The 26787-nt window shown below is 59.8% G+C and carries 30 protein-coding genes and 1 pseudogene; 13 read left to right on the top strand and 18 right to left on the bottom strand.

Annotated features, from left to right (window positions below; all coding sequences use genetic code 11):
- Positions 1–95 precede the first annotated feature (95 nt).
- The 4 genes from MX571_RS10160 to MX571_RS10145 all read left to right on the top strand — a co-directional run bounded on the left by MX571_RS10160 (position 96) and on the right by MX571_RS10145 (position 6938).
- Complete coding sequence (locus MX571_RS10160; RefSeq protein WP_247416162.1) at positions 96–1073, top strand: hypothetical protein; 978 nt, start codon at positions 96–98, stop codon at positions 1071–1073.
- Positions 1070–2911 (top strand): 3'-5' exonuclease, encoded by a 1842-nt coding sequence (locus MX571_RS10155; RefSeq protein WP_247416159.1) that lies wholly within the window; start codon positions 1070–1072, stop codon positions 2909–2911. Before MX571_RS10160 ends, MX571_RS10155 begins: the two co-directional genes overlap by 4 nt.
- Positions 2908–5115: a hypothetical protein gene (locus MX571_RS10150; RefSeq protein WP_247416157.1), complete on the top strand. Its 2208-nt coding sequence runs from the start codon at positions 2908–2910 to the stop codon at positions 5113–5115. Before MX571_RS10155 ends, MX571_RS10150 begins: the two co-directional genes overlap by 4 nt.
- Before the next feature lie 1151 nt (positions 5116–6266).
- Positions 6267–6938 (top strand): recombinase family protein, encoded by a 672-nt coding sequence (locus MX571_RS10145; RefSeq protein ID WP_247416155.1) that lies wholly within the window; start codon positions 6267–6269, stop codon positions 6936–6938.
- 66 nt (positions 6939–7004) lie between these two features.
- Here MX571_RS10145 and MX571_RS10140 read toward each other — a convergent pair whose 3' ends face one another.
- The 3 genes from MX571_RS10140 to MX571_RS10130 all read right to left on the bottom strand — a co-directional run bounded on the left by MX571_RS10140 (position 7005) and on the right by MX571_RS10130 (position 9510).
- Positions 7005–8207, bottom strand: coding sequence for a hypothetical protein (locus MX571_RS10140; RefSeq protein WP_247416153.1), 1203 nt, complete (start codon positions 8205–8207; stop codon positions 7005–7007).
- Positions 8208–8355: 148 nt separating this feature from the next.
- Positions 8356–8847, bottom strand: a complete 492-nt coding sequence (locus MX571_RS10135; protein WP_247416151.1) for a hypothetical protein — start codon at positions 8845–8847, stop codon at positions 8356–8358.
- Positions 8848–9030: 183 nt separating this feature from the next.
- On the bottom strand, positions 9031–9510 hold the full coding sequence (locus MX571_RS10130; protein WP_247416149.1) for a hypothetical protein: 480 nt from the start codon (positions 9508–9510) through the stop codon (positions 9031–9033).
- 186 nt (positions 9511–9696) lie between these two features.
- On the opposite strand from MX571_RS10130, the gene MX571_RS10125 reads away from it, so the two are divergent.
- Positions 9697–10371 (top strand): trimeric intracellular cation channel family protein, encoded by a 675-nt coding sequence (locus MX571_RS10125; protein WP_379751947.1) that lies wholly within the window; start codon positions 9697–9699, stop codon positions 10369–10371.
- A gap of 50 nt (positions 10372–10421) precedes the next feature.
- Here the strand turns inward: MX571_RS10125 and MX571_RS10120 are convergent, their stop codons facing one another.
- Positions 10422–10736 (bottom strand): nucleoside triphosphate pyrophosphohydrolase, encoded by a 315-nt coding sequence (locus MX571_RS10120; protein ID WP_247416147.1) that lies wholly within the window; start codon positions 10734–10736, stop codon positions 10422–10424.
- A 566-nt stretch (positions 10737–11302) separates the two neighbouring features.
- On the opposite strand from MX571_RS10120, the gene MX571_RS10115 reads away from it, so the two are divergent.
- Positions 11303–11476 (top strand): hypothetical protein, encoded by a 174-nt coding sequence (locus MX571_RS10115; RefSeq protein ID WP_247416145.1) that lies wholly within the window; start codon positions 11303–11305, stop codon positions 11474–11476.
- A 3-nt stretch (positions 11477–11479) separates the two neighbouring features.
- On the opposite strand, the gene MX571_RS10110 is transcribed toward MX571_RS10115, so the two are convergent.
- A complete protein-coding gene (locus tag MX571_RS10110) occupies positions 11480–12196 on the bottom strand; it encodes a helix-turn-helix domain-containing protein (protein WP_247416144.1) in 717 nt (238 codons plus the stop codon).
- Positions 12197–12481: 285 nt separating this feature from the next.
- On the opposite strand from MX571_RS10110, the gene MX571_RS10105 reads away from it, so the two are divergent.
- Together MX571_RS10105 and MX571_RS10100 are read left to right on the top strand one after the other, a co-directional pair.
- Positions 12482–12751, top strand: coding sequence for a DUF7344 domain-containing protein (locus MX571_RS10105; RefSeq protein ID WP_247416142.1), 270 nt, complete (start codon positions 12482–12484; stop codon positions 12749–12751).
- 445 nt (positions 12752–13196) lie between these two features.
- Positions 13197–13505 (top strand): HalOD1 output domain-containing protein, encoded by a 309-nt coding sequence (locus MX571_RS10100; protein WP_247416139.1) that lies wholly within the window; start codon positions 13197–13199, stop codon positions 13503–13505.
- Positions 13506–13653: 148 nt separating this feature from the next.
- On the opposite strand, the gene MX571_RS10095 is transcribed toward MX571_RS10100, so the two are convergent.
- Complete coding sequence (locus MX571_RS10095) at positions 13654–14214, bottom strand: hypothetical protein (protein ID WP_247416136.1); 561 nt, start codon at positions 14212–14214, stop codon at positions 13654–13656.
- A gap of 923 nt (positions 14215–15137) precedes the next feature.
- Positions 15138–15278, bottom strand: a pseudogene (locus MX571_RS22690) (hypothetical protein); the annotation flags it as partial.
- 265 nt (positions 15279–15543) lie between these two features.
- On the opposite strand from MX571_RS22690, the gene MX571_RS10090 reads away from it, so the two are divergent.
- Positions 15544–15714: a hypothetical protein gene (locus MX571_RS10090; RefSeq protein WP_247416134.1), complete on the top strand. Its 171-nt coding sequence runs from the start codon at positions 15544–15546 to the stop codon at positions 15712–15714.
- Between the two features lie 657 nt (positions 15715–16371).
- Here the strand turns inward: MX571_RS10090 and MX571_RS10085 are convergent.
- Complete coding sequence (locus MX571_RS10085) at positions 16372–17121, bottom strand: tyrosine-type recombinase/integrase (RefSeq protein ID WP_247416131.1); 750 nt, start codon at positions 17119–17121, stop codon at positions 16372–16374.
- Between the two features lie 299 nt (positions 17122–17420).
- Between MX571_RS10085 and MX571_RS10080 the strand changes: the two genes are divergently transcribed.
- On the top strand, positions 17421–17936 hold the full coding sequence (locus tag MX571_RS10080) for a hypothetical protein (protein WP_247416128.1): 516 nt from the start codon (positions 17421–17423) through the stop codon (positions 17934–17936).
- A gap of 245 nt (positions 17937–18181) precedes the next feature.
- Here MX571_RS10080 and MX571_RS10075 read toward each other — a convergent pair whose 3' ends face one another.
- Both MX571_RS10075 and MX571_RS10070 read right to left on the bottom strand, forming a co-directional pair.
- Complete coding sequence (locus MX571_RS10075) at positions 18182–18760, bottom strand: hypothetical protein (RefSeq protein WP_247416126.1); 579 nt, start codon at positions 18758–18760, stop codon at positions 18182–18184.
- 110 nt (positions 18761–18870) lie between these two features.
- On the bottom strand, positions 18871–19449 hold the full coding sequence (locus tag MX571_RS10070) for an autoantigen p27 domain-containing protein (RefSeq protein WP_247416123.1): 579 nt from the start codon (positions 19447–19449) through the stop codon (positions 18871–18873).
- Positions 19450–19831: 382 nt separating this feature from the next.
- Between MX571_RS10070 and MX571_RS10065 the strand changes: the two genes are divergently transcribed.
- Together MX571_RS10065 and MX571_RS10060 are read left to right on the top strand one after the other, a co-directional pair.
- The gene (locus MX571_RS10065; protein ID WP_247416121.1) at positions 19832–19999 is read left to right on the top strand and encodes a hypothetical protein; all 168 of its coding nucleotides are present in this window, start codon (positions 19832–19834) and stop codon (positions 19997–19999) included.
- The gene (locus tag MX571_RS10060; RefSeq protein WP_247416119.1) at positions 19996–20172 is read left to right on the top strand and encodes a hypothetical protein; all 177 of its coding nucleotides are present in this window, start codon (positions 19996–19998) and stop codon (positions 20170–20172) included. Before MX571_RS10065 ends, MX571_RS10060 begins: the two co-directional genes overlap by 4 nt.
- A gap of 250 nt (positions 20173–20422) precedes the next feature.
- On the opposite strand, the gene MX571_RS10055 is transcribed toward MX571_RS10060, so the two are convergent.
- A complete protein-coding gene (locus MX571_RS10055; protein ID WP_247416116.1) occupies positions 20423–20713 on the bottom strand; it encodes a hypothetical protein in 291 nt (96 codons plus the stop codon).
- 438 nt (positions 20714–21151) lie between these two features.
- The gene (locus tag MX571_RS10050) at positions 21152–21832 is read right to left on the bottom strand and encodes a helix-turn-helix domain-containing protein (RefSeq protein ID WP_247416112.1); all 681 of its coding nucleotides are present in this window, start codon (positions 21830–21832) and stop codon (positions 21152–21154) included.
- Positions 21833–22032: 200 nt separating this feature from the next.
- Between MX571_RS10050 and MX571_RS10045 the strand changes: the two genes are divergently transcribed.
- On the top strand, positions 22033–22185 hold the full coding sequence (locus MX571_RS10045; RefSeq protein WP_247416109.1) for a hypothetical protein: 153 nt from the start codon (positions 22033–22035) through the stop codon (positions 22183–22185).
- A gap of 55 nt (positions 22186–22240) precedes the next feature.
- Here MX571_RS10045 and MX571_RS10040 read toward each other — a convergent pair whose 3' ends face one another.
- From MX571_RS10040 to MX571_RS10015, 6 genes are all read right to left on the bottom strand, one after another.
- Positions 22241–22498 carry a hypothetical protein gene (locus MX571_RS10040; RefSeq protein ID WP_247416106.1) on the bottom strand — a complete coding sequence of 86 codons (258 nt, stop codon included), beginning with the start codon at positions 22496–22498 and terminating at the stop codon, positions 22241–22243.
- 456 nt (positions 22499–22954) lie between these two features.
- Entirely contained in the window at positions 22955–24433 is a 1479-nt protein-coding gene (gene secY / locus MX571_RS10035) for a preprotein translocase subunit SecY (protein WP_247416103.1), read from the bottom strand.
- Between the two features lie 202 nt (positions 24434–24635).
- A complete protein-coding gene (locus tag MX571_RS10030) occupies positions 24636–25145 on the bottom strand; it encodes an uL15m family ribosomal protein (protein ID WP_247416101.1) in 510 nt (169 codons plus the stop codon).
- Complete coding sequence (gene rpmD / locus MX571_RS10025) at positions 25142–25606, bottom strand: 50S ribosomal protein L30 (RefSeq protein WP_247416099.1); 465 nt, start codon at positions 25604–25606, stop codon at positions 25142–25144. Before rpmD ends, MX571_RS10030 begins: the two co-directional genes overlap by 4 nt.
- Positions 25603–26235 (bottom strand): 30S ribosomal protein S5, encoded by a 633-nt coding sequence (locus MX571_RS10020; protein WP_247416096.1) that lies wholly within the window; start codon positions 26233–26235, stop codon positions 25603–25605. Before MX571_RS10020 ends, rpmD begins: the two co-directional genes overlap by 4 nt.
- Positions 26232–26786, bottom strand: a complete 555-nt coding sequence (locus tag MX571_RS10015) for a 50S ribosomal protein L18 (RefSeq protein WP_247416093.1) — start codon at positions 26784–26786, stop codon at positions 26232–26234. Before MX571_RS10015 ends, MX571_RS10020 begins: the two co-directional genes overlap by 4 nt.
- Between the last annotated feature and the right edge of the window lies 1 nt (position 26787).

Genomic DNA, 26787 nt, shown 5'->3' with positions numbered 1-26787 from the left:
TGAGGGTGGTGGTTCCCGTGTTCTCTCCTGGGGAAGATGGGGCTATAGACCTACCGATGGCCGCCAGCGGGTGTCACACTCTTCAACATATACCAATGTCATTCGAAACTCATCTCGACGACCTCGACATCACCCGAACAGCCGACGCCTCCACCGCCGCGACGGAGGTGATTGCGGCCGTCCACGAGGAAGGACTCAAAAAGTACCCCGCTCTCGGAGAGTTCGTCGACCCAGTACTCGCCGACGCGTACCTTGACGGCATCCTTGACGATGACGACCTCGACGAGCTGGTTGCCCAGTTCGCGTCTGAGCTCGACCTCGGCCAACATGGGGTTGAGGATTTCATCAAAAACAACATCGACACTCGCGCCGACGAGCGTGACGACTCGACGACCGCGCAGTTCCGCCGTCTCCCGCTCGACGAGTGGATACAAGAGCACCTTATCTCGCTCGTCCAGGAGCGCGATAAGGGGTCATCGGGCACTGTCTCCCACCTCTGGGAGTTCGAGGCTCCCGAGGACTACCGGGAGACGTTCACTGTCAACACTGGCGATTCGAACCACAACAACCACTCGAATTTCATCGACCTCATCGCCAATCAGTCGCTGGACGCGGGCGCACAGATTGCGGGAATGAACTACAAGAACGACGGCGTGTGGAAAGAGGAGTTCCTCCGTCCGTTCATGTCGCGCAACGCGACCGTCGAGCACTACGTCTCTGAGCGCCGCGAGGCCGTCGAAGAGCTCTGGAGCAAGCTCAGCGTTCGACTGGAAAAAGGGGTCGATACCGACCCCGAACAGGCCGTCCAAGTCTCCAAGGTCTACGAGAAACCCGAGGACGACGCGCACCTCTACGTCTACACGCAGCTGCTGAAGAGTGTCGGCGACGCGCACGATGTGACCTATCGGGCGATGCAGGAGGAGCTCAAAGCACTCAGCGTCATCGACGGGGCGGCATCCGAGCACATCAGCGTCGGCGAGGGCACCAAGCGGTTTTGGAAGTTGCCACGCGCGTTCATTGAGGCAGCGACGTTCGATGATGGTGTGCGGGCTGTCGGAGGTGACCCCGAATGAGTCACACCTCTGACGATGAGGGAGAGCCAACCCCTCGCACGCGCATCTCCATCGTCGACCAGGAGCGTGTCCCCGTTGACTCCTCGGTGAAAATCAACGGAGCGGCGGGAGCTGGTAAGACGACACAGGCCGAGGAACGCCTCGATGAGTACGCCCGCCAACGTGGGGGGCTCTCGTTGGGAAACCTCTGTGCCATCAGCTACCGCCGCGACAAAGGCCACCAGCTGGCGAACGAGCTCGCCGCCCACGATGCGTTCGAGGGTGACGAGACGACATGGCTCGGAACGATTCATGCGGTCGCCCGTCGGCTCCTAGACGCCGAGGGCCACTCGACGTCCCTTGCCTCGTACCGGCGACAGGGGTTCTGCACGGGAGAGCTGGGTATCGACTACTACGGCAGTGGCGACGACCCAGGTCCCGGCGAGCTGCTATTCAAAATCCGAGACTGGCTGATGGAGCAGCTCATCGACATCAAGCGGGTGAACGAGTGTCCGTACTACGAGCAGTTCGACGAGCTCTACGGCTACGAACCTCACGTCGTCGAGTTCATCGACGAGTGGGCGGTGTACAAATCCGAACACAGTGTCCACGACTACGACGACTGGCTCCGCTCGGTGCTTGTGTTCGAACTCGTGCCCGACGTGGAGGTGCTCTATGTGGATGAAATCCACGACGCCTACCCGCTGATGATGGAGGTACTCGACTTCTGGATGGACGCCATTCAGAACGAGGGCGGTGTCGTCATCGTCACGGGCGACCCGATGCAAGTGGTCAACTCCTATCAGGGCGCGGCGACCGAGACGTTCCACGACATCGACCTTCCCGAGGTGTTCTTGCCAGACACATGGCGCGTGCCCGAACAGCACTGGATGCTGGCGACGGACGTGCTGTCGGTAGCCCACGACCCACCGAAGCTTACGCCGCAGACCTCGGATGGTACGCTCGCGGTACGCTCGGTGGAGTACCGGATGCACGCCGATGGGGACCCGCCCGATGCGCCCCAGGGTATCTCGACGCCCGAGACGCTCCTCGAAGACGCTCTGGCTGCTACGGATACGGAGACGGTGCTCCTCGAAGCCTCGACGACCTACCAGCTCAAGCCTATCGCGGAGTACCTCTTGCGCGCAGGGTACCTGTTCACGGGGTCCTCGCGGTCGCGGGCGTGGACTCACGAGAACAACCAGACGACCCACCGACTCCGGTTGTACAATGCCCTCCAGAAGCTCGCAAAATACGACCCCGAGGATTTTGCTGAACCAGACGGCGACGTGCTTAGCCCCTATCACGGCGACTACGCGAACGAGCCGCTGCGACTCGCCGAGGCAGCGACTGTGCTCGGCCACGTCCCGTCGGAGGCGACGTTCGCAGACGGGCCACTCTCGGTGCAGGACCTTCGGAGCGAGCCCGAGCAGACGTTCATCCCGATGCGTGAGTTCAGTCGCTACCTCACCATCGAGGCGTCCCGTGCATTGGTCGGTGACGCCCCGTTGGAGTTCCTCGACTCGGCATCCATCAACGAGGCCGTCGGTGAGCTGCTGGGGGTGCAGTACCTCCAGGCGGCGCTGGAGCGCAACGAAAACGTGTTCGACCCGCACCAGGCGAACATCGCTCTCCGTACATTTCACGGAGCAAAGGGCCAGGAAGCCGACCATGTCATCTGCTTCGACGGTATCACGAGCAAGACCCGCGAGGGGTACGACAACTTCGGCTCCGAGGAGTGGCGAGAAGTCCACAGAGTCTGGTACGTCGCCTTAACGAGGTCGAAGAAACACCTCACCATCGTTCGGGACGCGTTCTCGTTCACCGAGTCGTTCCTTGAGGAGGGGATGTGGATATGAGTGACCACGGCATCGCGGTCGACTGGACCGAGGTGCAACGGACGCTCGCCACCGAGGGTTACGCCCTAGATGAGCCCCTCGACTACGTGCCCCTCGCCGAAGCCGTCGAGCGTGTGGGGAACGTCACGCTCGCCAACGGCCCAATCGCGACAGCAGTCGACGCCGGAGAGCTCGACAAGACCGCTGCTGGCTATGTATTTACCGACCCAACAGTGCCCCCGGAGAAGAGTGCACTGGCGGCACTCGTCGAATTCTGGCATGCCCACGTCGACGACCGCCTCGGCGAGCACTTCTACGACGACGACCGTCCGGACACGCCTCGTGAGTACTTCCGGTCGCGGGGCCTCACCGATGAGACTATCGATGCCAACCAGCTCGGCTGGGCACCTCCGAACAGTGGAGCATTCGACGTTCTTCGAAAGCGCGGCTACACCCGCGAGGAGATACTCGCCACGGGGCTGTTCACCGAACCGAACGAAGACGAGGGTGAGGACTTCGAGACGTTCGAGCCGAAGACCCTCTCTCAAGGGCGGTACGTGTTCGTCTACCGGGACGAGACGGGCGAGCCGGTATTCACGATTACCCGGACGACCGGCGCGAAGGGGGGCGGGAAAGCGGGCTACGACGGCCACTACCGTGACTTTCTCTCTTCGAAGTACAGCAAGCACCGGAAGGCGGAGTACGTCACCCATGACGAGACCATCTTCGGGCTGCACTCCCTCGACGAGCGCGACTACGTCGTCATCGCCGAAGGGGTCGCGGACGCTATGCACGCCATCCAGGCGGGCCACCCGACCATCTCGCCGGTCACAACGCAGTTCTCGCTGTCGGCGTACGAGGAGGTCATTGACCTGCTGGCCGACCATGGCATCGACCGGGTGTACGTCGTCCCTGATGCCGAGGAGGCGCAGTTCAACCCGTTGCGGACGGTCAGCGGCGAGGAAGAGACCACCGATACCATCCTCGACGACGAGACGTACGAGTCCATTGGCGAGGCGCTGTCGGTCCCGTTCACCTCAGAGGGACGACGCGGCGCGCTCCGGTCGATGTGGCTGCTCGCCGACGATGGGTTCGACGCACGCCTCGTGGAGCTCCCCCGCGATGGCAAGAAGGTCGACCTCGGGGACTACCTCGCCTCGCGGTTCGTGCCGCCGAGCGAACGCGACGGCGAGTGGACGGCCGACGCGGTGGTCGACGGGCGGGCAGAGTTCGACCAGCTGCTCGTCTGTGCCACGCCGTTCGGGCAGCTCTCTGACGAGGAGCGCGCGTTCGGTGAGTCGACCACGCCCGAGCGCGACGCCGACGGTGCAGGGTCGGACATCGAGAGTGACGGGCGAGTGAGCGCACTGTACGACCTCACGATGACCGACGTCACGGGTATCCCCGACGGCGACCGTGGGCTGAACACCCTCCCTGGTGGACACACCGGCGATTCGAAGAATTACTTCAAAGTCAGGGGCGACTTCGGTATGGACTACAAGAAGGGTGAGAAGGACAACCACGTCACGTACAACGCGTTGACGTTCTTGCTGTGTGACGCAGGGGTGCGCAACCCCAACACCCCAATGGGGCCACTCTCTGATGAGGAACACTACGTCGCCTGGACACACGCGAAAGACGAGGGCATCCTCGCCAGCCACGACCCGGCTCCCCGTGGGGTGCTCGCCCACGTCGCCCGTGAGGAGGGCATCTGCGAACCGCCTGCTCACAGCGAGCTGTACGACAGCGGGGACTTCGGGGCCATCCTCCGCGCCATCGAAGACCGGGGCTACGACCACGGGTTCGGTAGTGGCGACTGGGAGTACTCCGACAACGCATCCTCGTGGTTCACTCGTGACGCCTCTGACGTGGTTGCGGCGGGCGAGCTCGACCCCACTGACCTCAGCATTGCGGTCGACGACGATGGGCATTACTGGCGTGCGTCTGATGGCACAGGGAAGAACGGCCTCGCACTGGTCGCCCTCGCCGAAGGCTACGTTGACACGGACGTTTCCCAGTCGTTCCTCTTGGACCTCACGCCGATAGAGCTACTGTCACTTGGACGGGATGCTGTCCTCAACTACGGCTTCGACCCTGACGAACCACCCTACGCGGTGATAGTCGGTGTTGGCAAGGAGTTCGGGATTACGCCCGACGATGATGGGGTGCTCCATCCTCACGACCGAGATAGAGCCGAGTACTATTGGGGAGTGGTGTTGTCCTAACTCCGTATGTCGAGTCAGCCGCACGGAGAAACCTAAGCGTCGTGTCCGCTGCTGAACAGCTCTGAAGTGCGAGAGTTGCGAGCGGTCGGTTGAGGGGCTGTGCGTTCGAAGCTCGTCGCCCTGGTTGACGACCAATCTGCTGTGTGCGGTCAACGACTACTGAAGCTCTCCATCTAATGCGCTCGGCCCTACGTATCCCGACGAACGCTTCCTCACCGTCGGTAATCGGTTCGGTTACCCATCGTGCGACGCGTAGCGCCCGTCCGTTCGAACACCCACGCGATTCGTTCGACCAACATCTCCGAGCTCGAAGTGATTCTTATTGAGCGTCTCCCCACTGCCTTTGATGCCGCAACTCACCGAGGAGAGGACCCTTCATGAGCGGCGTGGAATGAGTTCACCACTACAGTGGAAGGCGATGGAGAGAGCGATGATGACTACTCTCGGTCTCTCTGTTTATGAGTGGCATTCGTCGCTGCCTGGTACGCAGTGTTCGTCACAGGGGTAGACCCTCCGCTCGGTAGTCGGACTCAGATGAACGTGGTCCCCGCCCGCATGCGCGTGGGGAGAATCGTTTATGTTTTTAACATTCCCAGGGTATGGTTCACTCGTACATCGGCTCCCTTCGGCAGGTGGCATTTCTGAGGGCGGTCGGTGTCAACCCTCGTCCAACGCGGCGGGGTCGATACCGTGTCGGTGCTTGTGTAGAAACTATGCAGAGCGGTCGCTAAACCACATGGATGCACAAACCATCCCCGTCGCTCAACTCGTCGCTGAAGTCGTTGTCATCGTCATCGGGGCGATGCAACTCTGCGAGCTGAGGCGGGGTCGCCAGTAACACGGCGGCCCCCTTCGGCAAGTGGCGTCTCGTCGTTCGGCGACGATGCCGATTAATCCTACTCATCGTTGCTTCCGAGCCGTGCTGCTCGTGAGCCGATTCATGTTTCGAACCAACCCGCCTGCGGCTCTTGACCAGGCTGTCGAACTCCCCGCTTAGACAAGAGTGACACCGGGGCGGTCCTCGGGCTGCTCTCGTTGGTTGCGTGACTTTCTATAGTAACGTGTACAATGGCTGGTCGAGTACCTCGGTCCGCGACCAGGCTGGTCACGACTCCCGAATTTTATAAACAGATAGGGCTGGTCAAACTGGTATGCATATCAGACGGTATCATCGAGTCAGCACGGAGAACCAGTCACTCGAACGACAACGACAGAGCACCGCCGATTACTGTCGCAGAATTTGGGACATCAACCTCGCGAAGATGCCTGACGAACACATCGACAGGTCGACCGGGACCAACACCGACCGTTCAGGCTACCAGGCGATGATGGATGACGTCGAGGACGGCGAGGTCGACGCCGTGGTAGTCCACAGCGTCTCCCGCATCGCCCGCTCCATCCGAGACCTCGACCGGACCGCCGAGCGTATCGTCGACGATGCGGGCGCTGAACTCCACATCATCTCCGAGGGGTTCGTCCTGCGAGTCGATGACGATGACCCGTATCAACGCGCGATGTTTCAGCTCTTGGGTGTTTTTGCCGAACTCGAAGCCTCTATCGCCCAACAGCGGACGCGAGAGGGCATTGCCGCGCGGCAAGCGAGCGAGGAGTATCAGCATGGACAAGCCCCGCTCGGATTCGTAAAGGACGACGGGAGGCTCATTGAAGCGGAAAACTATCCTCACATCCGTGCGGTCATTAACCGCGTCCACCAGGGTGAACAGTCTAAACGGTCCGCCGCTCGCGAACTCGATTCATCGCGGTCAACTGTGAGACGCTGCATCGAGGACCGCCCCGAACTCTATGACCTCCCTATTGAGTGAGTTTGCATCGATTGCCGGTACTGATAGACTCAGAGCGTGAGTCTATCAGTTCCTTCGCTGGCTGAATCAGTAGGCGTAGTCTCTCCGCCTTCGGTAGTGGGATGAGTCGCCCGAGTGAGGGTCCTGCATCTCGATGTCAGTCACTGAGGTCACACGGACCGGTCCGGCTGGGTCGGTGTCGACGACCCGCACCGCACTGGCCTCGGAGACCGGCACTGGGCCGTCCGTGCCCGGTAGTGGGACGATGTCTCCTTCCACAAGGACCCACTTGTACAGGCGCTCTCCGACCACCGCCACGGTCTCCTCATCGAACGACACCGGACGGTCCGTCGAGGAGTGAACGGTTATCGAGGTGGCGTCCTCGACGGTTGCTGGCCGAACCACGACCGTGTCATCGATAGCGACGCCCGCGTTCTCACGGGTAAACTCGTCGAGAAGAATGGTTTCAGTATCCCAGTCTGCTTTATCGGTGGGTGAGACCCGCGCAACGGTCGTGTTCTCGCCGGTGAGTTCGACGTAGTCGCCCGGTCTGACGTACAGCGTCTGGTCTGCACGGTTGTTCTGATGGTAGGGTGGAAGCTCCATTACGCTATGCCCAATGCAGGCAGCGTTGTTTCCCACGCTCCCCTCGTACATCTCTCTCACCGGGAGTCGGACCGCGTCGTCCGTCCCCGAGTCGGGAACTGTCGCGCGGTCAGTATCCGACTGAGGGTCCTGAAACTCGATAGTCGTCTCAGGCGTCACACGGACCGGACCGCGTGGGTCGGTGGTGTGGACACGAACCGCCCACGGGTGGGAGGGAGAAGCTGCCGACCCCGAAGCATCTCGAATCGAGACGATATCCTCCTCCGTGAGGACGCGGTACGACAGGCCGTCCCTGACCCGATTCATCTCGGAGGAATCGAACGATATTGGACGGTCCGTCGAGGACTGAACGGTGAGCGACGTCGCATCGCTGACGATGGCGGGTCGAACGTCAATTGTCTCACCGACGCTGACGCCTGCGTTCTCGCGGGTAAACTCGTCGAGCAGGACCGTCCCGGTGCCCCAGTCGTCGACATCAGTGCGCCACACCGTGGCCACAGTCGTCCTGTCGCCCGCGAGTTCGACACAATCACCCGGACTGAGTTCGAGGACTTGTATCACGTCAGGGCCGACGCGTGCGTCATTCCGCCCGACCACGTTCGAGTACGTCGGCTTCACCTCCAGTCGAAGTGGTGCGCCCGTCTCTGAGTCGGGAGCGAGCGAATTGTCGTCGCTATCGTTCATGTCGAAGAGAGTAGAGGTCGGTGGGTATAACCCTTGATAGGGGTGAGTCACGTCTTTGAGTGGGAGGTACGCTCGGTTCGGCAGTCGATTCTCTCGCTCAGCCGTTCGATACACGCAGAGCGTAGGTGTATCAGATACCGACGGGTGACTACGCGTGGTCGTTGAAGAACAGGTACAGCCCGCTGAGAAGCGAACAGATGGCGAGGAAGAGCAGCATCATCTGGGGGACGTACGCGCCGGAGAACAGTGGTGGGCGGACGGTGGATGTGGTCATGAGTTCGTACTGCGGGTGATAGGACTCATCTGCGGGTGGCAGTGTACTGTTCGCTGGACGCTCAATCACGAGTGATTTGAACTGGCCGTTGCCATTGTAGTACCTGTAATCGCTGGCTCCGTCATCGATGGCCACTCTGTACGTGCCATCGTGTTCGAGGGTTTGCCGGTACAGGTCTTGGGCGTGGGTGCTGAGATTTTCGTAGGCGACGACCCGGACAGCGGGGCTGTCAGTAACGGTGGCGTTCTCTCCGAGGTAGGATGTGGTGTCGTGCATTCGAACGTCTTCGACCGGTAACATTGCAGGGGCTGCGAACAGTGGCAAACTCAGGAGGAGGAGGACAATCGATACCGTGCGTCGTTCCATATCTCACGAATCTGCTATCTTTGTATAACTCTTGTGTGAATACATAATAGTCACAGTCTCCCCGCGCGGTTGCTCGTAGCTGTCAGTGGTTCAAGAGCGACGCGAAGCAGAGAGTGCGCCGACTGGGGCCTGCATATTGATAGACAGAGAGCGTGGGTCTATCAATTCGAGGGCGCACAGAATCTACGCGACTTTCGTTCCGTTCTGCCGCGGGTCACCAGCGGTTTCGGCGAACGTATCGGCCCGATAGACGGCAGTTTCGTTGACGAAGTAGTGAGCGGCAACTATGCCGTCGGAAACGTACGAATTTCCGTCGCCACAGCCCTCCTGTGACATACCGCCCCCAAGCTGAATCAGCCAGCCATCGTCCGTCTGGCTCACGGACTCAACCGTAATTCGGACGCTCAGGCTGCCGTGGTCGCCTGCGGATTGATTGATAATTTGCGCCCGCTCGTATCGTTTCACGAACTCAACGACGCGTTCTTCAGTGAGGGTCGATGGGGGGTCTGGATACTGCTGTGCCGTGATTTTGCTCTGACATCCACCAGCAGGACCGGTGGCGACCCGCTTCGGCGCTCCGCTACTGTCTGTCGCTCCCGTCGAACAGCCTGCGAGACCGCTGAGTACGGCCCCAGAGAGGCCGAGGAGGGCACGGCGCTTCATACGAAGTGGTATCTATTGGCGAACAAGTACCTTCTGGTGGTGGCCACCGTATACAGATACACACGCGGCATCCACCGAACGAGAGACCCAGAGCGTGAGTCTATCTTTTTTCTCGTTATCAGAGGGCCACAATCGGTGTGTGCCGATACCGTGGGCTCAATACTCTCGATTCCATATGTCGACGTAGTGATTCAGGACCTCACCGGGGTGTTGCCCGTTGACCCGTTCACTGTGATGAACGCAGTCGGTCTCGTCGCGTTTGCGCTGGTCGGGGCGACCAAGGCAATCCGTGAGGACTTCGATGTCTTCGGAATCGTCGTCGTCGGACTCGCCACAGCGTTCGCCGGGGGGACGATGCGAGACCTTCTCGTGAATCGCGTGCCGCTGGCCCTCCAGTCATTGGGCGAAATCGGGTTCGGAGCACTCGGTGTGGGGGTCGCACTCGGAGTCTGTGTGGTACTTGGGTCTCCAGAGGACCATCCGTTCACACTCGTTGCTGATGCGGTGGGGCTCGCCGCGTTCGCTACGGCTGGCGCGATTGTGGCAACAGACAGTGGCGTCTCGGCCGTTGGTGTCGTTGCGATTGCGACGATTAACGCGGTCGGGGGTGGCGCGGTCGCCGATATTCTACTGGACCGGCCGCCGTTCATCCTCTTCGAGGACTTCTACGCGAGTTGTGCCGTTCTGGGTGGGAGTGCCTATTGGATAGTGACAGCTGGTATGGGGGCAGAACGTATCGCCGTCGCGGTCTGTGCTGTCGTAACCGTTGGGACACGTCTGGCCGCAGTTAACTACGGCTGGAGACTTCCAACGGCACAGATGCTCGGGCTGACAAATGACAGAGGTAGAGAACACCGATAGTGCGATATATGATTAGTAGCAGTCCGAGATGAGCGATACACTGAGAGCGTCTATCTCTCGACGCGCTCAAGCATGACTCCGTTCTTGAAGTGTCCCCGTCGGTCGGCTTTCTGTTCTCGTTGGTGTTGGAGTTCACTCCAGTCAACGCCGTGGGTCTCACAGAGCGCATGGACAACTTCGAGTACATCGGCCAACTCCTCGACGGTCTGGTCCGACCGGTACTCGCCGACTTCTTCGTCTAATTTGTCGAGCAGCCGTTGTGTGTACTCTTCGCCCTCAACGTGGTGAACAACGGGGCGTTCACCGTTCGCTTCGATTATCTCTGGGATGTCGTCTCGAACCAGCTTGTCGTATTCGTCTGCCATGGTCTGAGAAACCGCGGGCTCTCCCGAAGCACTACTGGTTTGACGAGAGAGCCTCCGTTTCGGTGTGTCGCTGATACACTCGCAGCACGGGTCTAACTCGACACGTGCGATTCGTACCTCATCGACATCTAACAGAACTGTTCGTCCTGTGCCAGTGTCTCGGGGTCTGACTCGTCACGTCTTGCCACGTCAGCTGAGGTGACCAGTTCCACCCTGTGAACGGTCGTCGAGTCAGCCGGTACCAATAACCATACTCTATTGAGTGTATCGCCAGCAGTGGTCGACTTACCTCCGTGTGGACTCGCGGCGCTCACAATCGGCGAGCGGTATTGATTCGCAGGCAAAATTCTATTGTGTCTGTCACGTTATTACGAATATGGGGACCGGGCAGTGTCAGAGGCTATCTCCACCTTCTCCCCCGTCAGTACCGTCCTGCCAGCGCAGGCGGTGTCCCTATTCGTCCGAGCGGCGTTGCTAGAGATGCAGACAACTGCGGGCGTTCTTCCGTCGCGCAGAAAATCGCATAGTTGGCGGGCGAGAGTACGTTGGTGTCACAGCTACAACGAATGGACGAATCACATCTCCCCATCACGACTGAAGCAGCGTTGGTCGACCAGTTCGCCGCTATCATTGAGTCAGCACACCACCATGGCGTCGATGTCGAAGGAGCGTGGACCTGTCGAGACACCGAGACGCCGATGGACTACGAACTCCTCGTCTCTGCAGTCACGCCAGCGTAAGCGTCAGTTCGCCCATCGGCTATCATCACCAGCCTCGTCTCCCTTCCCCATCTTTGCCGACTGGTCGGTCTGTTCGCGACTGGTCACAATCGTGTTTCGCGCTAGAACGTCGATTGCTCGTCGGAGGCGTTCCGAGGCGGCTTGGTGGGAGATGTCCTGCTCGTCTGCGATGCAGTCGAGGGACGTCGCCCGTGGGACGTCGTAGTACCCCTGCTGGACGGCGTGGATGAGCATATCGCGTTGTTTCTCGGTGAGTCCATAGCTGGTTGCAGGGGTATCTTCGGTGGCGAGCTCGTACTTGCGTTCGAGAGAGAAGTCGAGGTCGTGTTCCGTGCAGGTCTCGTGTACGTGCCTGAGCGCGTCGTTGTCGGGGAAGGCGACCTGAAACCACCAGCCCGCGTATGTCGCCGTCCCCTGCTGGATGATTCCTCCGGCCTCCACGGTTGTCGGATAGATGGACTGCGCGACACCCTCACCGACCTGTTCGACCTGATACAACCGCCTGTCGCTGAACCTCGTAAGCGTTCGAGGGGCAGTCACGGTTGAGTCGTGGTACATCGCTGTCTCGAAGGCGTCGTAATCGTCGGACTCGGCCCAGAACAGCATGAGTCGTTCGTCGTTGGCCGTCGTATCGGTCTGCTCCCACGTGATACGAGTCGACGGTACCTGTCGCAACGACTGGAGAAGCGTGGGCTGGTCAATCGTGAACTCGACAATCATCAGCATAAACACCCCTGACAGACCACCATTGTATATCAGGGTCGAAGATGTGATTTAGAATAAAAGTACCGGCAGTCTGCAACCGAATTATTCGAGAATCGTGACTTAATAGCCACTTATGCTATCTATCCCTTCCTTCGGACCGTTCGAAACATCTAGAGCGTAAGTCTATCAGTCAGTCCCTTGCGGCAGCGGCCCCAAGTCCTACCAGTTCAGCAGCAAGTATGTTCAGATATGAATGAGTGGACACCCGATGACCTCTCGAAGGACGAGGCATACGACCTCGTGGCCGAGGAGCTTCGTCGCGAGACACTCCGCCTCCTGTTGAATCAGAGCGAGGAGTGGGATGTCAGCAGCCTCGCGACTGAACTCGTTGCCCGTGAATCAGACATCCAACCCAGTGACGTCGGCGAGGAGCACCAGAAACGCGTCGTCGTTGCTCTGCTCCATCGGGACCTGCCGAAGCTCGCCGACGCCGATGTCGTCGAGTTCGATTTCGAGAACGAGCGTGTCACGACAGGTGACCACATCGATGACCTCGACCCGCTCCTCTAACTTTCAGCCGACTGACCACTCCGTCGATTCGACTGAACGAACGACTCAGAGGGTGGGCTATGGCTGATAGCCAGTCTCTCGTTGCATCGTTCACGACCGCACTCACTGTGAGGTCGTCCCCGAGGGGAGTCAATCGCTACCCTAGTACACTCCAGTGCTCCTGTCGGTCTTGAAGAGGGGATAGAGGCCGGTGAGGCTAACGATAACAGCTATCCGTGGGGCTGCGGGTACACGATACGAACGACTCACCGTCGGTTCCTGCCGACCGTGACATCCCCCTGTGGAGACCGACTTCTCTGAGAACTGTCCCTGTACCACGGCTACTCGTTCAGAAAAATTATGTCAGAGGCACGAGCGTCTTTCAGTTCAACAGTATTCCAGTGCGAGTCGACTACACTCAGCGACACCGTCGCGCGACGATGCGTCGGAGCGTGGGGGCCCGTCGATGGCCGAGAGTGAGTTGACACCACACGACGATTCGGAACAGCCCAACCGCGCAGTATTCGAGGTGGACCGAGATGTACCAAGGAGCATCGCTGTCGTCAATGCACTAGCAGAAGTCATGGAGTGTGACCCACGAAAACTCCCCGAGCCGCTGTACGAGGCGGTTGACCCGGGGGCACTTGACGCCTTGCTAATGGACGATAGTACTTCGGGAGCGACCTCCGTTTCTGTGTGGTTCGAGTACTGTGACTATAATGTCGGTGTCACGCCGGAGCGAATCATCATCACGGCATCGGAACCACCACTGTGACAGGGCACCCCGAAGCCGAGACTGTAATGTCTCAGAGCTCAGAATGCATGGAGCGTACGTCCCACCGTTCTGGCAATCGGTTGACCCAGAGCGTGAGTGTTTCATCTCCAAGAGTAGGTTCCGTCGTGGTGAGCGGGGCCGTATCGGTTCAGGGGTCCTGAATCGACGGGATGACGGTTCCGTTCTGCGCCCGCCGAACGACCGTCTCGAACTGTGTCTCTCCAGTTCCACCAGCTCGATGCGTCACAATCACCTGCTCGGGAGAGTTCCCCGAGATACTGATGTTCGCCCGGTATTCGTAGGGGGCTGCAGACCCATTACACCCGCTTTTGTCCGATGGGACGACTGCATCGTTTTCGATGACGACGCTGAGCGCGGTCGCGTTCACTGCTCGCGCCTCTATGAGTTGTACGTCGATGCAGTTCTGGTCGCCGATACCGATAGTGGCCCCCGAGACGATGAGGTGGTCGTCTGACCACCTGACCTGAACAGCTTCCCGGGAATCTGCCGGATGTTCGAAGTAGTCGGGCTCCCCCTGTTCATCACTCGCATAGGCTGGGTCGAAGGCGAACGATGTGGTTTCGGCACTGATAGCGGACGCTGTCGTCGATGTGGTTGGTGACGGCGTCCCTCCGAACCCTGTGCAACCTGCTAACAGGACTACACAGGCGACCAAGAGGATGAGAGAGCGAGAGCGGGCAGGGACCATGAGTTGAAAACATTTCTACAAAAACATTATTGTTCGGGAGATTCGCAGACATCCCGATAGACACACAACCAACTCTCGCTTGTCCGTTCGATAGACAGAGAGCGTGAGTCTATCAGACCCATGTACTCGAAGCTGCGCCAGATTGGGTTGAGAAGCCACGTCATACCCGAGTATTTGGGGAGAGCCTTGATACTCGTTGCAGGCATCTCGATTACGTGCGGAAACGGGGGAAAAGGCTGTCAGAGGCACTGTCCCCGCGTTAGGCCACTCGCCCGGAGCACGTTGGGAGTCTCTTCCAGCATTCCTCGTCCCCATCCTCCCGCATCCGAACGAGGCACCCAAGTAACGGTTGTGGGGGAATCTGCATAATTGTGTCCGATAGTTTCACGGAAAGTACTGTTAGACAAATCTACACTGAGGATTGCGTTGAGAGTAAGACGACATGAAATTCCATCGAAAGTAGAATTTGCAGGCGATACACTCGCGGTACACGTCGCTCACTCGGCCTATTCGATAGAGACTGAGCGTGAGTGTATCACTCCTGAGTAAAGCAACACAATTAGGAGATACTGTTCGAGTCCTATACTTGTCGGTAGCGTTATGAGTATCTGACCCAAATCCGTGGGTAGGAACACTCGTTGGAACGGACAACAGGTGGCGAGTGTGAGGATGCTTGTCCGTTACTCGAAACGATTAGTTCCTGACGACAGACTCCCCACAGGAGTGTGCCTCTGACAACCTCATTCCGATTGGGGTGTCGTCGTCGCGTTTTGGTACAATACCGACGGCATTTATTGATTTCGGATGACAGATTGAGTGTCCAACTCTCGATAGCATCCGGCAACTCGATACGTTTGACGCGATACACACGTAGCACGAGTCCGACGAGAGACCCAGTGCGTGGGTCCCTCAGTCAGTTGTTCTCATTCGTTCCCAGTGACGGAGGATGATACAGTCCAGTTCGAATGCCGGAGGACCTTCCCCATGGCCTGATGGAGTTGCTCGGAGACCTCGCGTGAGGAAGCCCCCACCTCGTCAGCGAGTGCAACCGTGCTCGTCCGGCGAGGGACCTCGAATTATCCACTATTCAGTGCGGTCTGAAGCAGTTCCTGTTCTCGGTGGGTGAGCGGCACCCCGTTTGGATAGTCTTCACTCATACTGGCGCTACTTCCTTATCGCCCGTTCTACTTGAGTCTGTTTTATGATTGATACAATGGCGGTTAAAAGTGGGAGTCACAGTCTGATGAATCAAGGCATGGATGACCACGCCACAGTGTTAACTGGCTACCCCCTAATACTGTGACGAGCGGGGTGTCCGCCGAGGTACGCATGACCGACGATTCACAGCCAATCCACGACCAAGACGGGCTTCGAACGCGTTTGACCGACCTCTTAGACGAAGCCGAGAAGAACGGCATCGATGTCGCCGGGTCCTATGAGTGCGAGACGACGACTCACCGGTCGCTCTACGATGTACAGGTGAATCCAGTGCGTCGGTAGTTCCCCACTGGTACACCCACGGCACAGCTCTATCCAACGGTCCGTTCGAGAGAGCGAGCGGGAGAGAATATCACTACGGTATCGGGGCGGTATCTTCAGTGATGGGGTAGAGTCCTCGAAGACGGGAGTAGCGCAGATTTACATACACTCACGGCCATACCCGAATGGGGGCAAGTGTCAGTAGCACGTTAGCTCCGATTATGCCCACTGCCCCCATGTCATGCAGGTGGGCGTGGCTCCCATCCCCCCGTTTGCTGTCGTGGCATGACTGACCATGCCATATTTTTATTTATTTCAAGTGTGCATACAGGCGGGAACGAGTGCGGAGCGTTCATTCACACCGTAGCACGCCGCCGAGAACGCCGGATTCGTTGAAACGTGTTTCTGACTCGTCGACCACTCGTTCAAAGCCAGCCTATGTCCGAACCGACAGAATCCATCGACAGCGAGGCGGCGTTGCACGACAAACTGAGCAGTCTCATCAACGCCGCTGAACGTAATGGAGTCAATGTGGAAGGAGGATATGCAGTCACGACTCCGCACGGAGGAGGCTACGATGTGGAGATACTCCGCGTCAAGCGGAATCGAGACTGATACACTCGCGGCACGAGTCAATCAGTTGAATCGCGCAACTTTCGGCGGAATAAAGCGTGGGAGCTACCGCGAGGAGTGAACCGAGCGGAGGGCGCGGCGGGTCGCTTCGGTCGTTCCGTTGAGGTAGGTCTCGGCGGTGGCGAGCTTCTCCCAGCCCATGAACGACTGGAGCGGTAATCCGGTGAGTCCCCGCGCCGCGTGGAACGTACTCGCGGTCGCGCGGAGACCATGGGGGTAAACCCGCTGGCTGTCGAGGTCATCGGCTGCCTCCGCGGCGCGATTCACCCGGCGGTTGATGCTCGCACACGAGTGCGGATACGTGTCATATGCTTCGAAGAATCGTTCAACGGTCATCTCGACACGCGTCTCGAAGTCGAACGGTATCGCCCGCGCTCCGGCGGCCGTCTTCGGAGCCCAGCGCGTCGACAGTGCCTGCTCGACGGTGATGTCCTCGTTGTTGGCCGCTATCGACTGAGCCTGCTCGCGGCAGTATCCACAGGGGCCATTGCCACCACGGCCCTTCGTACAGCGGTCGAACGAGGGAACGTGAATCGTCTTCTCGCGCCAGTCAATCCACTCGGCGGTCATATGGGTGACTTCGCCCGCTCGCATCCCCAACCGACCAGTCGCGAAGATGACGAACCGCGCCTGCCGCGCGAACGGGTCGTCGAGGCGACGCGCTCCCTCCAACAGTAACTGGAACTGGCGGTCGGTGAGCGCGTCCTCCTTCGAGGTGGTTGTCGAGGCAGTGCCGGTCAGGTGGTCACGCCAGAACTCACGGCCCGAGCGGGCTGTCGAGGGAGCTTCGGTCACGTGGTCTGTACGCTCTGCACCGTCGTACGGAGGGACCGGGCCTCCGCGATGGGGCTGAGACATCGCACCCAGACGCGTTGGGCGGACCGTCATGATTGCTTCGAACAATGTCTCGAATCAAATCATATGGGCCCGCGTCCGCACCAGTCCATGCGTTAATTTCGCCCGATATTCGCTGATTCAACTGATAGACTTGTGCCGCGTGTGTATCACCTCCTTCGTGGTACTGACCGTCGCTGGCACGGTCTCTCTAATGCGAGATATTATTTCTTGAACAGGCGTGCGACGATACACAACAGATGCCAGACCGCGAATCACAGTCGGGGTTCCACTATCGAAATGGCTACCTGTGGGTCGAGAACGGAGCGCTTCACTTCGAGACGCAACGCCTCAAACCGCTCAGACGCCACTACCGACAGCACAAACTCATCGTCGCCACGCTCTGCGTGAGCGCCCTCTTCATCGTGGTCTCGACGCTGATAGGGCTCATTGTCGACCCCGGCATCTACTTGGTCAACCGGGAGCGAGCGGTTCGGAATCTGATTATCATTGGCGTTCCAGTCGTGGCAATCGCGGGATTTAACCTCTACCAGTCGACGTTCACCCTTGAGACGCCAATCGAGTTAGAGAGAGTGAATTACGTCTCGATACGGTCCGCGAAGGGCATCAGGAGTCCCCGCTTTCGCATCGTGTACGATGATGAATCACAGGTCAGGCAGGTGTACATGGATATGCATGGATTCGGAGCCCAACAGCAGTTCGAAACGGGCAAACGCGTATTGAGAGACCACAGTATCCCGTTGCAAGAGGAGTGATAGCCTCTGATAGACTCACGCTCTACGTCTATCAGTACCGGCAATCGATGCAACGCCCTGGGCACGGCGTCCGGAAGGAGCGTTTCACGTTTGTGAACCAACGCGCGCGTTGGGATATCGTCGCTGGCATGGTGAACTACGGTGGCTGTGATGACGGTAGTGACGTACTGGCGTTACGTGGTGTATCTGAGTCAGCTGAGGTAGACTGGTGGAACAGCGGAGCTACGATAGAGAGACCACCTCGCTCACTCCATCTCCCCTTCGATACTCTCGCGTGGATTGAAGTCGTACAATGCTTCGTTGATACGCAACGTACGGGACGCCCACGGACGCAACGTCCCCTCCCAATCCGAGGTAACAACTACGTCATGAGAGAACATCGCCCGCTTCCCTTGAATATTGGACATGTGTCCGACCAACGTTGTTCCGAGTAACCCCGTCCGAACCAACATCTGCTCCAGTGCGTCTTGTGGAACCTCTTCTAAAAATAACTCCAGAAGCGCCCCCGTCCGAAGCTCTGGCCGAACGAGATACTGGTAGGCGATAGAGGCGCAGTTGAAATTGAACGTCGCGTTCGCGATTACGAAGAACAGTCGGAGCTCATCATCCAACCCATTCTGCAGCTCTAACACTTTCGATGTTTCCACCTCTGTGACTGTCTGTTCGCCGTCGAAGAACGCATCAGATAGCTCGCTGTACTCCGCAGCCATTCGGTCAATCCTATCAAACCGCTTCGAGAGGTTACCTCGGATAAACGATGCGTCCGGAGCCTCTTCGTTTGGAGTGAATTCGGGAATATAGGTGTCATATCCATCAACAGTCATACCCACACCAGGGTGAAGAATCGATAAAAACGTCTCCCTCGTAGTCGGCGAGAGCTCAACGGTGGGGTGCCCGCTGACCACGGTCCGAGACGGTCACCCCTCGTTCTCGTTCAGCTCGGGGGGGCGAGGTCATCAAGTCGGTTCGTCTCTACCTCCTGGTCACGCTCAACGACCTTGGCCACCGCCTCTCGCTCCTCGTAGAGGAACTCCTTGGGCCGCGCGTGCTTGAAGCCACAGCCGGGGCATTTCCACATCTTTCGGTTCCACTGGATGTAACGCTCTTGTTCGTGTTTCATCAGCTCCGTCCCACACTCGGGGCAATACGGACCATCGACGCGAGCCATCGAGTCCTTACCAATCATTGTCGACCCGTACGTCACCTCCCAGTCCACGCCGAAGTGCCGTCTGACGCCCGACCAGTCGACGAATCTGATTTCTCGCTGCCCCATATTGAACGTATAGACGCCAGAGCCACGCTTCTTCGCTGCTCGTCGGTTCCGAAATGCATCGAGGCCACGCCAGAGACCGTACCAAACCACGGCGAGAAACAAGACAAACCGAACCCGAGGGTCGTTCCCGTACTGAAGGAAGTCAACAGCAGTAGGGGTCGTGGGAAGGAACGGGAGAATGAAATATGTGATGATGCTCCCTATGATGCCGAGTACGACCGTCTCCAGACGATTCCGCATACCCAGAGTTACTGGGAATCGACAAAAAGGGTCGCAATGTGCCCACTGGAAGTGAAACTGTCGCAGCCGCGATACAGACGAGTACTCACCAGCTCCACGGCAATCACGTCGGGTTGTTCCACAGCCAGATACCACCGAAGACCAGGACCGCGAGAACGACCCCCCAGAATCCCTTGGTGAGCGCCCACGCTATCGCGTCGAAAAACCCCGCCGATTGCAGAGCCAACATATACTAACACGAGAATTACTCTATACTAAATGTGTTGCCCATTTTTATAGAGTCGCCGAACGCGACCCACCACCCCTCGCGTCGAGTGAAAACTTCAGCTACCTCTGGCGGCTGACCCCAACCACTATGCGAGCCACCGACTGACACGCACCCATGAGCGTCACCCGCGAGACCCTCGCCATCCCGACCGGCCTCCTCGCGTTCGCTCTCGCCGTCACCACCGCCTACGCGGTCGGCGGCTACGACGGCGGGATGCTCGCGCTCATCCTCGCCGCACCCCTCGTCTTCTTCGTCGCTAGCGCCCTTCGCCCCACCCGATGAGTCTCGTTCGGACGACCGTTGCCTTCGGCGCGGGTGAACTAATACTCGCCTACGGTGCGACGGAGCTCGCGAACGGCGCAGTGCCGACCACGGTCGTCGTCAGTGTGAGCCTTCTCGCTATCTTCGTCATTGGCGTGGCGCTGGGCGACCTCCACGCGGGGGCTCAGCGGTGACCGTCCGCTCCCTCGTCGAGGTCGAAGTCGAAGGCCGTACCCGACGTTCGGAATCTGGATATGTCCTGCTGCATCCTCGTCGATTTTGTTCCCACGGGCGACACGCAGGACGCCCGAATTACATGTTCGACAAGCGTGATTGCACGAGTCGGATGGAGGCGATATTGCAGCCCCCAGAGCATCGAGTCTGCCAGCGCCCTATTGCTCTTCTACGAGCACCCCAACCCCGTTGCACCCGTCGATAAGTCAATTAGTTGTGATGTAGACTAACGACAACTGGGTCAGCAGCACATGGGACGAGTACATCACTGACCGACTCGACAACGTCCGCGCCGAGGCCAGAGCAAGCGCCGAAAAGAACCAGACGACCAAGCACATCCACGACGGGCTCGCGTACGAAAACCAGTTCGACGATGCTGTCGCCGAGGTCGTCGAGGACCTTGCCCCGACTCCCGGAGATGATGATGGGCGAGTCATCATCGTCAATTGAGACTCCTCCGCGGGCGCTCGCGAGGCCGATGCAATGGACGAACACGCCCATCCGCACCTGCCACCCCTACCGCACCAGCGCCCACCACGACACGAGGACTACGTCTTTGTTCGATATCGTCTCGGCGACAACTTCTGAGCGCGAATACCCCTGGCTTTTCGTCGGCGTGAGGCGCTGCAGAACTGATTCGTATATAAGTAGGGTCCAAGGACCCCAATCGAAGTCAACGGGAAGCGCGACCACCGTCGTGATGATGGCAGCGACAGTGGTCGCCCACCGGGTGTGACCCAGCGGCCGAAACCATCCAGTGAAGACCAATCAAACCAACGGCTGACAATCAAATTCATTCAAGAGAGTCAGTTTGAGAAAGGGCTCCAACAGGGGACGAGAGGGGAATGGGAAGGAGCCCCTGACAGCCGGGTCTGACAACCCGACAGCGAGACTATGAATGACAGACAAATAAAATTAATTCACTATCATGGTTGCCCGTCAAAACCAACGACGAGACTCCAGTCCCTCAATCTGCTCCGCCTGCTCGTCGATGCGCTCCTGCTGGTTCGCGACAGTCTCTTCGAGTTCCTCGATTCGGTCAATGACACGGTTCCGCTGCGCGTCCAACTCGCGAGCAAGCCTCTGGAGCGTTTTCTTGGTGGATTCCTGAGTGTAATCGATACGCGCGTCCAGGTCGTCCGCGTGCTCGTCAGCGTGTTCGCGGGCGTTCTTCTGGATGCGCAGCAGTTCGACCATTGAGGCATAGTCGCCATCTATCTCGTCGATACGGTCCTTGTTCTCCTTGCTACGGTCGTTAGCTCTCGCCAGCTTCTGCCGATAGCTCTGCACGGACTCACGCGCCGACTCCGCGACCTCAACCGCCTGCTCGACTCCATCCTGCAGGTCATCCAACGAGTCGATAGTGACCTTGTCCCCGTGCTCGTCCAGCCACCCCTGACCCTGTTCAGTCAGCTGATAATGGTGCGTGTCTCTTGCCGAACCTGGGTTCGTCTCCGTTCGAACCGTCTCGACGAGTCCCCGCGGGAGCAGGTGCTCGCGCATCGAGTGCGATACTGACCCCGATGCGACATCCAAGCGGTCAGCGATACGCGGTCCTGGCAGTTCGCCGTGCTCGTCGAGAACCGTGAGGATGCGACGTGCAGTCTTGTCAATTGCCATGTTTCATCGAGTCTCCAACAACCGCAAAGGTTTGGTGGCGTGTTGGTGGAGAACGACGAATCTCTATGAGAGATTCAGATTGTGACACATAACAGACGTAGTTTGAAGACCTCTTCAGAGCATGCGTGTGAACCCTATCGACTTCGAGTTGGGATATGAGCGATAGCTCGGCGGGCAGAAATTACTGACAACCCTCAGTATTGGAGGTCTACGACGCCTACGAAGTCTACGACATCGATGCCGAGCTGATAGCCCACGACTACAACATCACTGTGAGAGACGTCTATGAGGCGCTGGCATACTACCATCGCAGCCCAAACATCATCGAACGAGCGCGAGAGACTGCAGAATAGCTCTCAGGCGAGGCACGCGAACGGTCCATGTCGCCCCCGGACGGGTAAGGAGTAGTCAGCGCAAGACAAACGTGTTGCCACAGCCGCCCTGACACTCCGGCTGCGGGCGACCACCGAATTCTGGTATGAAGTAGAAGCTATCGTCCTTACAGTCCGGACAGACGATGCGCGCGGTTGTGTGTTCGATGATGTCCTCCACGAGCGCGTCTGGGACGTCCTTGACGTTATGCCCGCGCGAGATGATTGCTGGCCGGACCCGGGTCGTCTTGCCGCCCATGGACTGGTTTCTGTGCCAGTCGATATCGTCAGTCATTTTGTGAACACCGTCTGAACAGACGGTTCGCAGCCATATGTCAATTATATAGTAAATCAAGACAGTGTGATTCTCGTAGAACTGGTACGTCCTACCGCGGTACCTCGACTCATATCATCACTTAACTAGATATTCAGTTAGAATTACATTACAGTGGCGCGTAGGATGTGGTGCAATGACGATGAAATCAGTATCTTGTCCGCACTGTGGCTCAACCGCAAAAGTAGATGCGCACACTGTGCACGATGTGAAGGAACGGCGTCAGCACAACATCTTCCGCGCGGGGAACGCCGAGGAAATCACATGTGGAGGGTGCGGCGACGGATTTGTCGCGTACGTCTCCCAGTAGGGTAGTAACAGCATCCGAGCCTGTTTTCACAGGAGATTTATCGCTTAATACTACGGCGAAGAGGGATAGGTGTTCAGCGTGTCTCAACACCTCTTCTCTGCAGATATTCAGTCAGCGCTGCCAAACACCTGTCGCATCATGGGGTGCATCTCCATGAGCTGCTCCTCGGCGATCTCCTCGTACAGCTTGTACGTGATGGAGACCGTCAGCAGCAGGCCCGTCCCGGAGACGGCCCCGATGGTGCCGAGCATGTTCGCCGCGACGGCGAGCAGGCCGACGAGTGCGCCGCCGATGACGGTCACCTGCGGGATGTAGCGTTCGAGCACCTTCTCCATCACCTTCGGACTCTTCCGGAAGCCGGGGATCTGCATCCCGGAGTTCTGGATCTGTTTCGCCGTGGCGTCCGGGCCCATCCCGGAGGTCTCGACCCAGAACACCGCGAAGATGGCTCCGCCGATGACCATGAACGTCAGGTCGACGCTGATGCGGATGAGGATGTCTACGGTGTTGGTCTGGATGGCGTTGACCCACCCCTGTGGCGAGTAGATGGGTGCGAAGTAGTAGAACAGCCCGCCGGTCGGGGTGAGCTGTCCGTTGCTCTGTGCGTAGACGCCCAGCCAGTTCGGCATCCCCTCGCCCATCTGTGAGTAGAGGATGCGCCCGAGGAACTGGATGTTCGCCTGCAGCGCGCGGACGAGGATCATCGGCAGGACGCTCGCGTAGATGAGCTTCACCGGGAAGCGACCGCGTGCACCGCGGACCTTCGCGTGGCTGAGCGGAATCTCGACGCGGACGGACTCGGCGTAGACGACGATGCCGAAGATGAGCAGCGTCGTGAACAGTGCGAGCAGTTGCCCACCGCCCGAGCCGATGAGGAACTGGAGGCCCTCCATCGAGAACAGGGGCGGCGTCGTGGCCGACCCGGTGAGGATGTTGTACCACGCCTCCAGGAAGCCGGTCCGGTTCGTGAGCCCCGACCAGCCGAAGAACCCGCCGACGAGGGCCTGGCTCACGCCGGCGACGATGAACAGCCCGACACCGGAGCCGACGCCCCACTTCGAGATGACCTCGTCCATGAACAGGATGAGGATACCGCCGACCGCGATCTGCGCGAAGATGAGACAGCTGATGACGAACTGGGAGACGCCGAACTGCTGGGCGAGCTGCGGGCTCGCGGGCAGGAACCCGCCGAGGAAGACGAGGGGGATACCCGTCAGGAAGATCATCACGACCACCAGGAGCTTCTGGAGGCCCTGATACAGCGCCTGGTCGCGGGGGTCGTTGGTGTCCAACCCGAGGAGGTCCGCCCCACCGAGCAACTGCAGGACGATGCTCGCGGTGACGATGGGTCCGATACCCAGCTGGAGGATACTTCCCTGCCCTCCTGCGAGAATCGTTCTGAACTGCCCGAATGCGTCACTACCCTGACCCTGAAGTCCAAACAGAAGGACGTTCGTCAGGAAGAAGTACAGCACGAGGACGCCACCCGTCCAGGTGAGCTTTCGCTTGAACGGGACGTGGCCCTCCGGTCGAGCCACGGTGGGCATCCGCGTGAGTACGGGTGCGGCGGTCTCCTTCCAACTCATTCTGACGCAGGGTAACCTTCGGCCCCATGTATGTCCTTCGACTCACTGACTAGCCCTCGCCCAGCCAACCCGTCCGCCGTCGGGCACATATTGAGCCCTGCCGGTGGGAAGAAACGACAGAGCCAGGGCGGTCGCTGATTCGGTAGCGAGCGAGTGCAGTCGCTGGAGCGGCAACGGGCGAAGAAACGGCGGCGAATCGGAGTTACTGGTCTGCGTCTTCGTCGTCGGCCTCGGACTCCTCGTCGTCGGCCATCGCCTCGGCGCGCTCCTCACCGCGTTCGGTGAGGACGGCCTCGCCGCCCTCGGACTCGAGGAGCTCGACGGCGCTCTCGGAGAACGCGTCGGCGGTCACTTCGAGCGAGGTGTGGAGCTGGTTCGCGCCCAGCACCTTGACGTAGTCGACCTCCGCGGCCGGGTCGACGATGGCGCGCGCGTCGAGCGCGTAGCCGTCGCCGGTCTCCTCGGCGAGGCCCTCGGCGGCGTACACCGCGACGTCCTCGTCGAGCTTCTGCAGGGAGACGGTCGCGACCGTCTCCTTGGCCTTCTCCGGGCGGTCGAACCCGTGTTTGCCGAGCGGTTCGTAGTTGTGGAACTCGTGTTTCGCGCGCCCTGCGCGACCACGGCCACCACGGTGACCGGCACCGCGCCGGTTCTTGTGGGTTCCGCCGCCGTGCGTGCGCGAGCCGCGCTGTCGTCGTTTCTTGCTCGTCATCGCATCTGGGTGAGGAGGCTGTCTATCTCCTCGGTGCTGTGTTTGCCGAGCTGGCCACCCTCCTTCGTCGGGTGCTTGATGCCGTCGTGCCCGCCACGCGGCGGGTGGAGGCGGAGCGTGGGCGAGAGACCCTGCTCGCGCAGCGTCGTCTCCTCGTCCACGAGCGCCTCTGCCAGCGCGTCGATGCTGTCGTACTCCGTGTTCTCCGAGACCCACTCGTCGGAGACGTCGTCGTCACCCTTCGCGGGTTCGGCGCGCGTCCGGACGAGTTCGGCCACGACGTCGGCGCTGGGTTCGCCGTGGGCGACCCAGTCGTTGACCTTCGTGACCATCCCGCGGTAGGTGTCGGTGTCCGGGACGAGGACGCAGTGGTTGACGCGACCGAGGTTGAGCATGTCGATGGTGTCCTGCACCTCGTAGCTCATGTCGACCTCGCCGCGAACCTGCACGAGCGCCCTCATTCTATCACCTCGCGCTTCTCGGCGGCGCGCTGGGGCACACGGGCTTCGGCCGTGTTGCGCAGCGCGTTGAACGTCGCCTTCGCGAAGTTGACCGTCGTCCGGGTCTGCCCGGACGAGCGGGTCCAGATGTCCTCGATACCGGCGAGTTCGAGCACCGAGCGGACGGTCTCCCCGCCCGCGAGGCCCAGCCCGCGCGGTGCGGGCTGGAGTTCGACCTCGACGCTGCCCGCCTTGCCGGTCGTGCGGAGCGCGACGGTGTGGGGTCGCCCACAGCCACACTCCCACGAGCCACAGCCACGGGAGACGTCGATGATGTTCAGCTTCGCGATGCCGATGGCCTTCTGGATGGCGCCGCCGACCTGGTCGTCGCGGCCCTCCGCGTAGCCGACGAGGCCGTCGCGGTTGCCGACGACGACCGAGCACCGGAACTTCACCCGGCGCCCGGAGTCGGTCATGCGCTGGACCATGTTGATGTCGAGGACGTTGTCCTCCAGGTCCGGCACCAGTCGGTCGACGACCTCCGCTTCACGGAGCGGGAGGCCCGAGTCGAGGGCCTCGCGCATCGTCGTGATGTCGCCGTCGAGCACCTGCTGTCCGAGGCGCGTTCGCGGCTCCCAGCCGTCACTCATTGCTCGTCCTCCATGCGTTGTCGTACGTCATCGAAGTGGTCCGGTAGGTCGGTCGCGTCGAAGTCGCCGCTGTACAGCGGGTCGTCGAGCTGTTCCGCGTACTCGGCGATGTGTCCGCCGCGGGTTCGCTCCCACTCCGCGAACACGTCGTCGTTGTGCGGGACCTGCAGTCCGGCGTCGATGGCCCCCTCCTGCACCGCGAACACCTTGCTGCCCGGTGTCGCGGTGTTGAGGCCGATGTCGAGGACCGCGTCCTCGACGCCCTCGGCGAGCGCGCGTTTGCCCGCGAGGAAGCCGGTGAGGTAGGCCGCGGGCAGGTTGCCCGTGGGTGCCTCCCAGCCGTACTCGGCGAGGTCCGACGAGTGTGCGGAAGCGAGCGTTCTGTCTCCCTGGTCTCCTGTAGTCACCAGCTGCGCCCTGACGTGCTTGTTGCTCGTGCGAGCAACGAGGCGTGCTCTGCCGGATTTCAGCAGGCGCAACCGCTGATGGTAGTCCGTGCGTGCCTCGCGGCGTCGCCGCATAGGCACTTTGTAGCGTGGTCCGCTTGCCATA

Origin of the sequence: Halomarina salina, from assembly GCF_023074835.1 — an archaeon.
Lineage (GTDB): Archaea > Halobacteriota > Halobacteria > Halobacteriales > Haloarculaceae > Halomarina > Halomarina salina.
This window is presented reverse-complemented; position numbering and strand designations above follow the sequence as displayed.

What these genes read in the sequence shown, in the direction of transcription:
- MX571_RS10160 (WP_247416162.1), top strand. Translation starts at nt 96, where the DNA reads ATGTCATTCGAAACTCATCTCGACGACCTCGACATCACCCGAACAGCC.
- MX571_RS10155 (WP_247416159.1), top strand. Translation starts at nt 1,070, where the DNA reads ATGAGTCACACCTCTGACGATGAGGGAGAGCCAACCCCTCGCACGCGC.
- MX571_RS10150 (WP_247416157.1), top strand. Translation starts at nt 2,908, where the DNA reads ATGAGTGACCACGGCATCGCGGTCGACTGGACCGAGGTGCAACGGACG.
- MX571_RS10145 (WP_247416155.1), top strand. Translation starts at nt 6,267, where the DNA reads ATGCATATCAGACGGTATCATCGAGTCAGCACGGAGAACCAGTCACTC.
- MX571_RS10140 (WP_247416153.1), bottom strand. Translation starts at nt 8,207, where the DNA reads ATGAACGATAGCGACGACAATTCGCTCGCTCCCGACTCAGAGACGGGC.
- MX571_RS10135 (WP_247416151.1), bottom strand. Translation starts at nt 8,847, where the DNA reads ATGGAACGACGCACGGTATCGATTGTCCTCCTCCTCCTGAGTTTGCCA.
- MX571_RS10130 (WP_247416149.1), bottom strand. Translation starts at nt 9,510, where the DNA reads ATGAAGCGCCGTGCCCTCCTCGGCCTCTCTGGGGCCGTACTCAGCGGT.
- MX571_RS10120 (WP_247416147.1), bottom strand. Translation starts at nt 10,736, where the DNA reads ATGGCAGACGAATACGACAAGCTGGTTCGAGACGACATCCCAGAGATA.
- MX571_RS10115 (WP_247416145.1), top strand. Translation starts at nt 11,303, where the DNA reads ATGGACGAATCACATCTCCCCATCACGACTGAAGCAGCGTTGGTCGAC.
- MX571_RS10110 (WP_247416144.1), bottom strand. Translation starts at nt 12,196, where the DNA reads ATGATTGTCGAGTTCACGATTGACCAGCCCACGCTTCTCCAGTCGTTG.
- MX571_RS10100 (WP_247416139.1), top strand. Translation starts at nt 13,197, where the DNA reads ATGGCCGAGAGTGAGTTGACACCACACGACGATTCGGAACAGCCCAAC.
- MX571_RS10095 (WP_247416136.1), bottom strand. Translation starts at nt 14,214, where the DNA reads ATGGTCCCTGCCCGCTCTCGCTCTCTCATCCTCTTGGTCGCCTGTGTA.
- MX571_RS10090 (WP_247416134.1), top strand. Translation starts at nt 15,544, where the DNA reads ATGACCGACGATTCACAGCCAATCCACGACCAAGACGGGCTTCGAACG.
- MX571_RS10080 (WP_247416128.1), top strand. Translation starts at nt 17,421, where the DNA reads ATGCCAGACCGCGAATCACAGTCGGGGTTCCACTATCGAAATGGCTAC.
- MX571_RS10075 (WP_247416126.1), bottom strand. Translation starts at nt 18,760, where the DNA reads ATGACTGTTGATGGATATGACACCTATATTCCCGAATTCACTCCAAAC.
- MX571_RS10070 (WP_247416123.1), bottom strand. Translation starts at nt 19,449, where the DNA reads ATGCGGAATCGTCTGGAGACGGTCGTACTCGGCATCATAGGGAGCATC.
- MX571_RS10065 (WP_247416121.1), top strand. Translation starts at nt 19,832, where the DNA reads ATGAGCGTCACCCGCGAGACCCTCGCCATCCCGACCGGCCTCCTCGCG.
- MX571_RS10060 (WP_247416119.1), top strand. Translation starts at nt 19,996, where the DNA reads ATGAGTCTCGTTCGGACGACCGTTGCCTTCGGCGCGGGTGAACTAATA.
- MX571_RS10055 (WP_247416116.1), bottom strand. Translation starts at nt 20,713, where the DNA reads ATGGGCGTGTTCGTCCATTGCATCGGCCTCGCGAGCGCCCGCGGAGGA.
- MX571_RS10050 (WP_247416112.1), bottom strand. Translation starts at nt 21,832, where the DNA reads ATGGCAATTGACAAGACTGCACGTCGCATCCTCACGGTTCTCGACGAG.
- MX571_RS10040 (WP_247416106.1), bottom strand. Translation starts at nt 22,498, where the DNA reads ATGACTGACGATATCGACTGGCACAGAAACCAGTCCATGGGCGGCAAG.
- secY (WP_247416103.1), bottom strand. Translation starts at nt 24,433, where the DNA reads ATGAGTTGGAAGGAGACCGCCGCACCCGTACTCACGCGGATGCCCACC.
- MX571_RS10030 (WP_247416101.1), bottom strand. Translation starts at nt 25,145, where the DNA reads ATGACGAGCAAGAAACGACGACAGCGCGGCTCGCGCACGCACGGCGGC.
- rpmD (WP_247416099.1), bottom strand. Translation starts at nt 25,606, where the DNA reads ATGAGGGCGCTCGTGCAGGTTCGCGGCGAGGTCGACATGAGCTACGAG.
- MX571_RS10020 (WP_247416096.1), bottom strand. Translation starts at nt 26,235, where the DNA reads ATGAGTGACGGCTGGGAGCCGCGAACGCGCCTCGGACAGCAGGTGCTC.
- MX571_RS10015 (WP_247416093.1), bottom strand. Translation starts at nt 26,786, where the DNA reads ATGGCAAGCGGACCACGCTACAAAGTGCCTATGCGGCGACGCCGCGAG.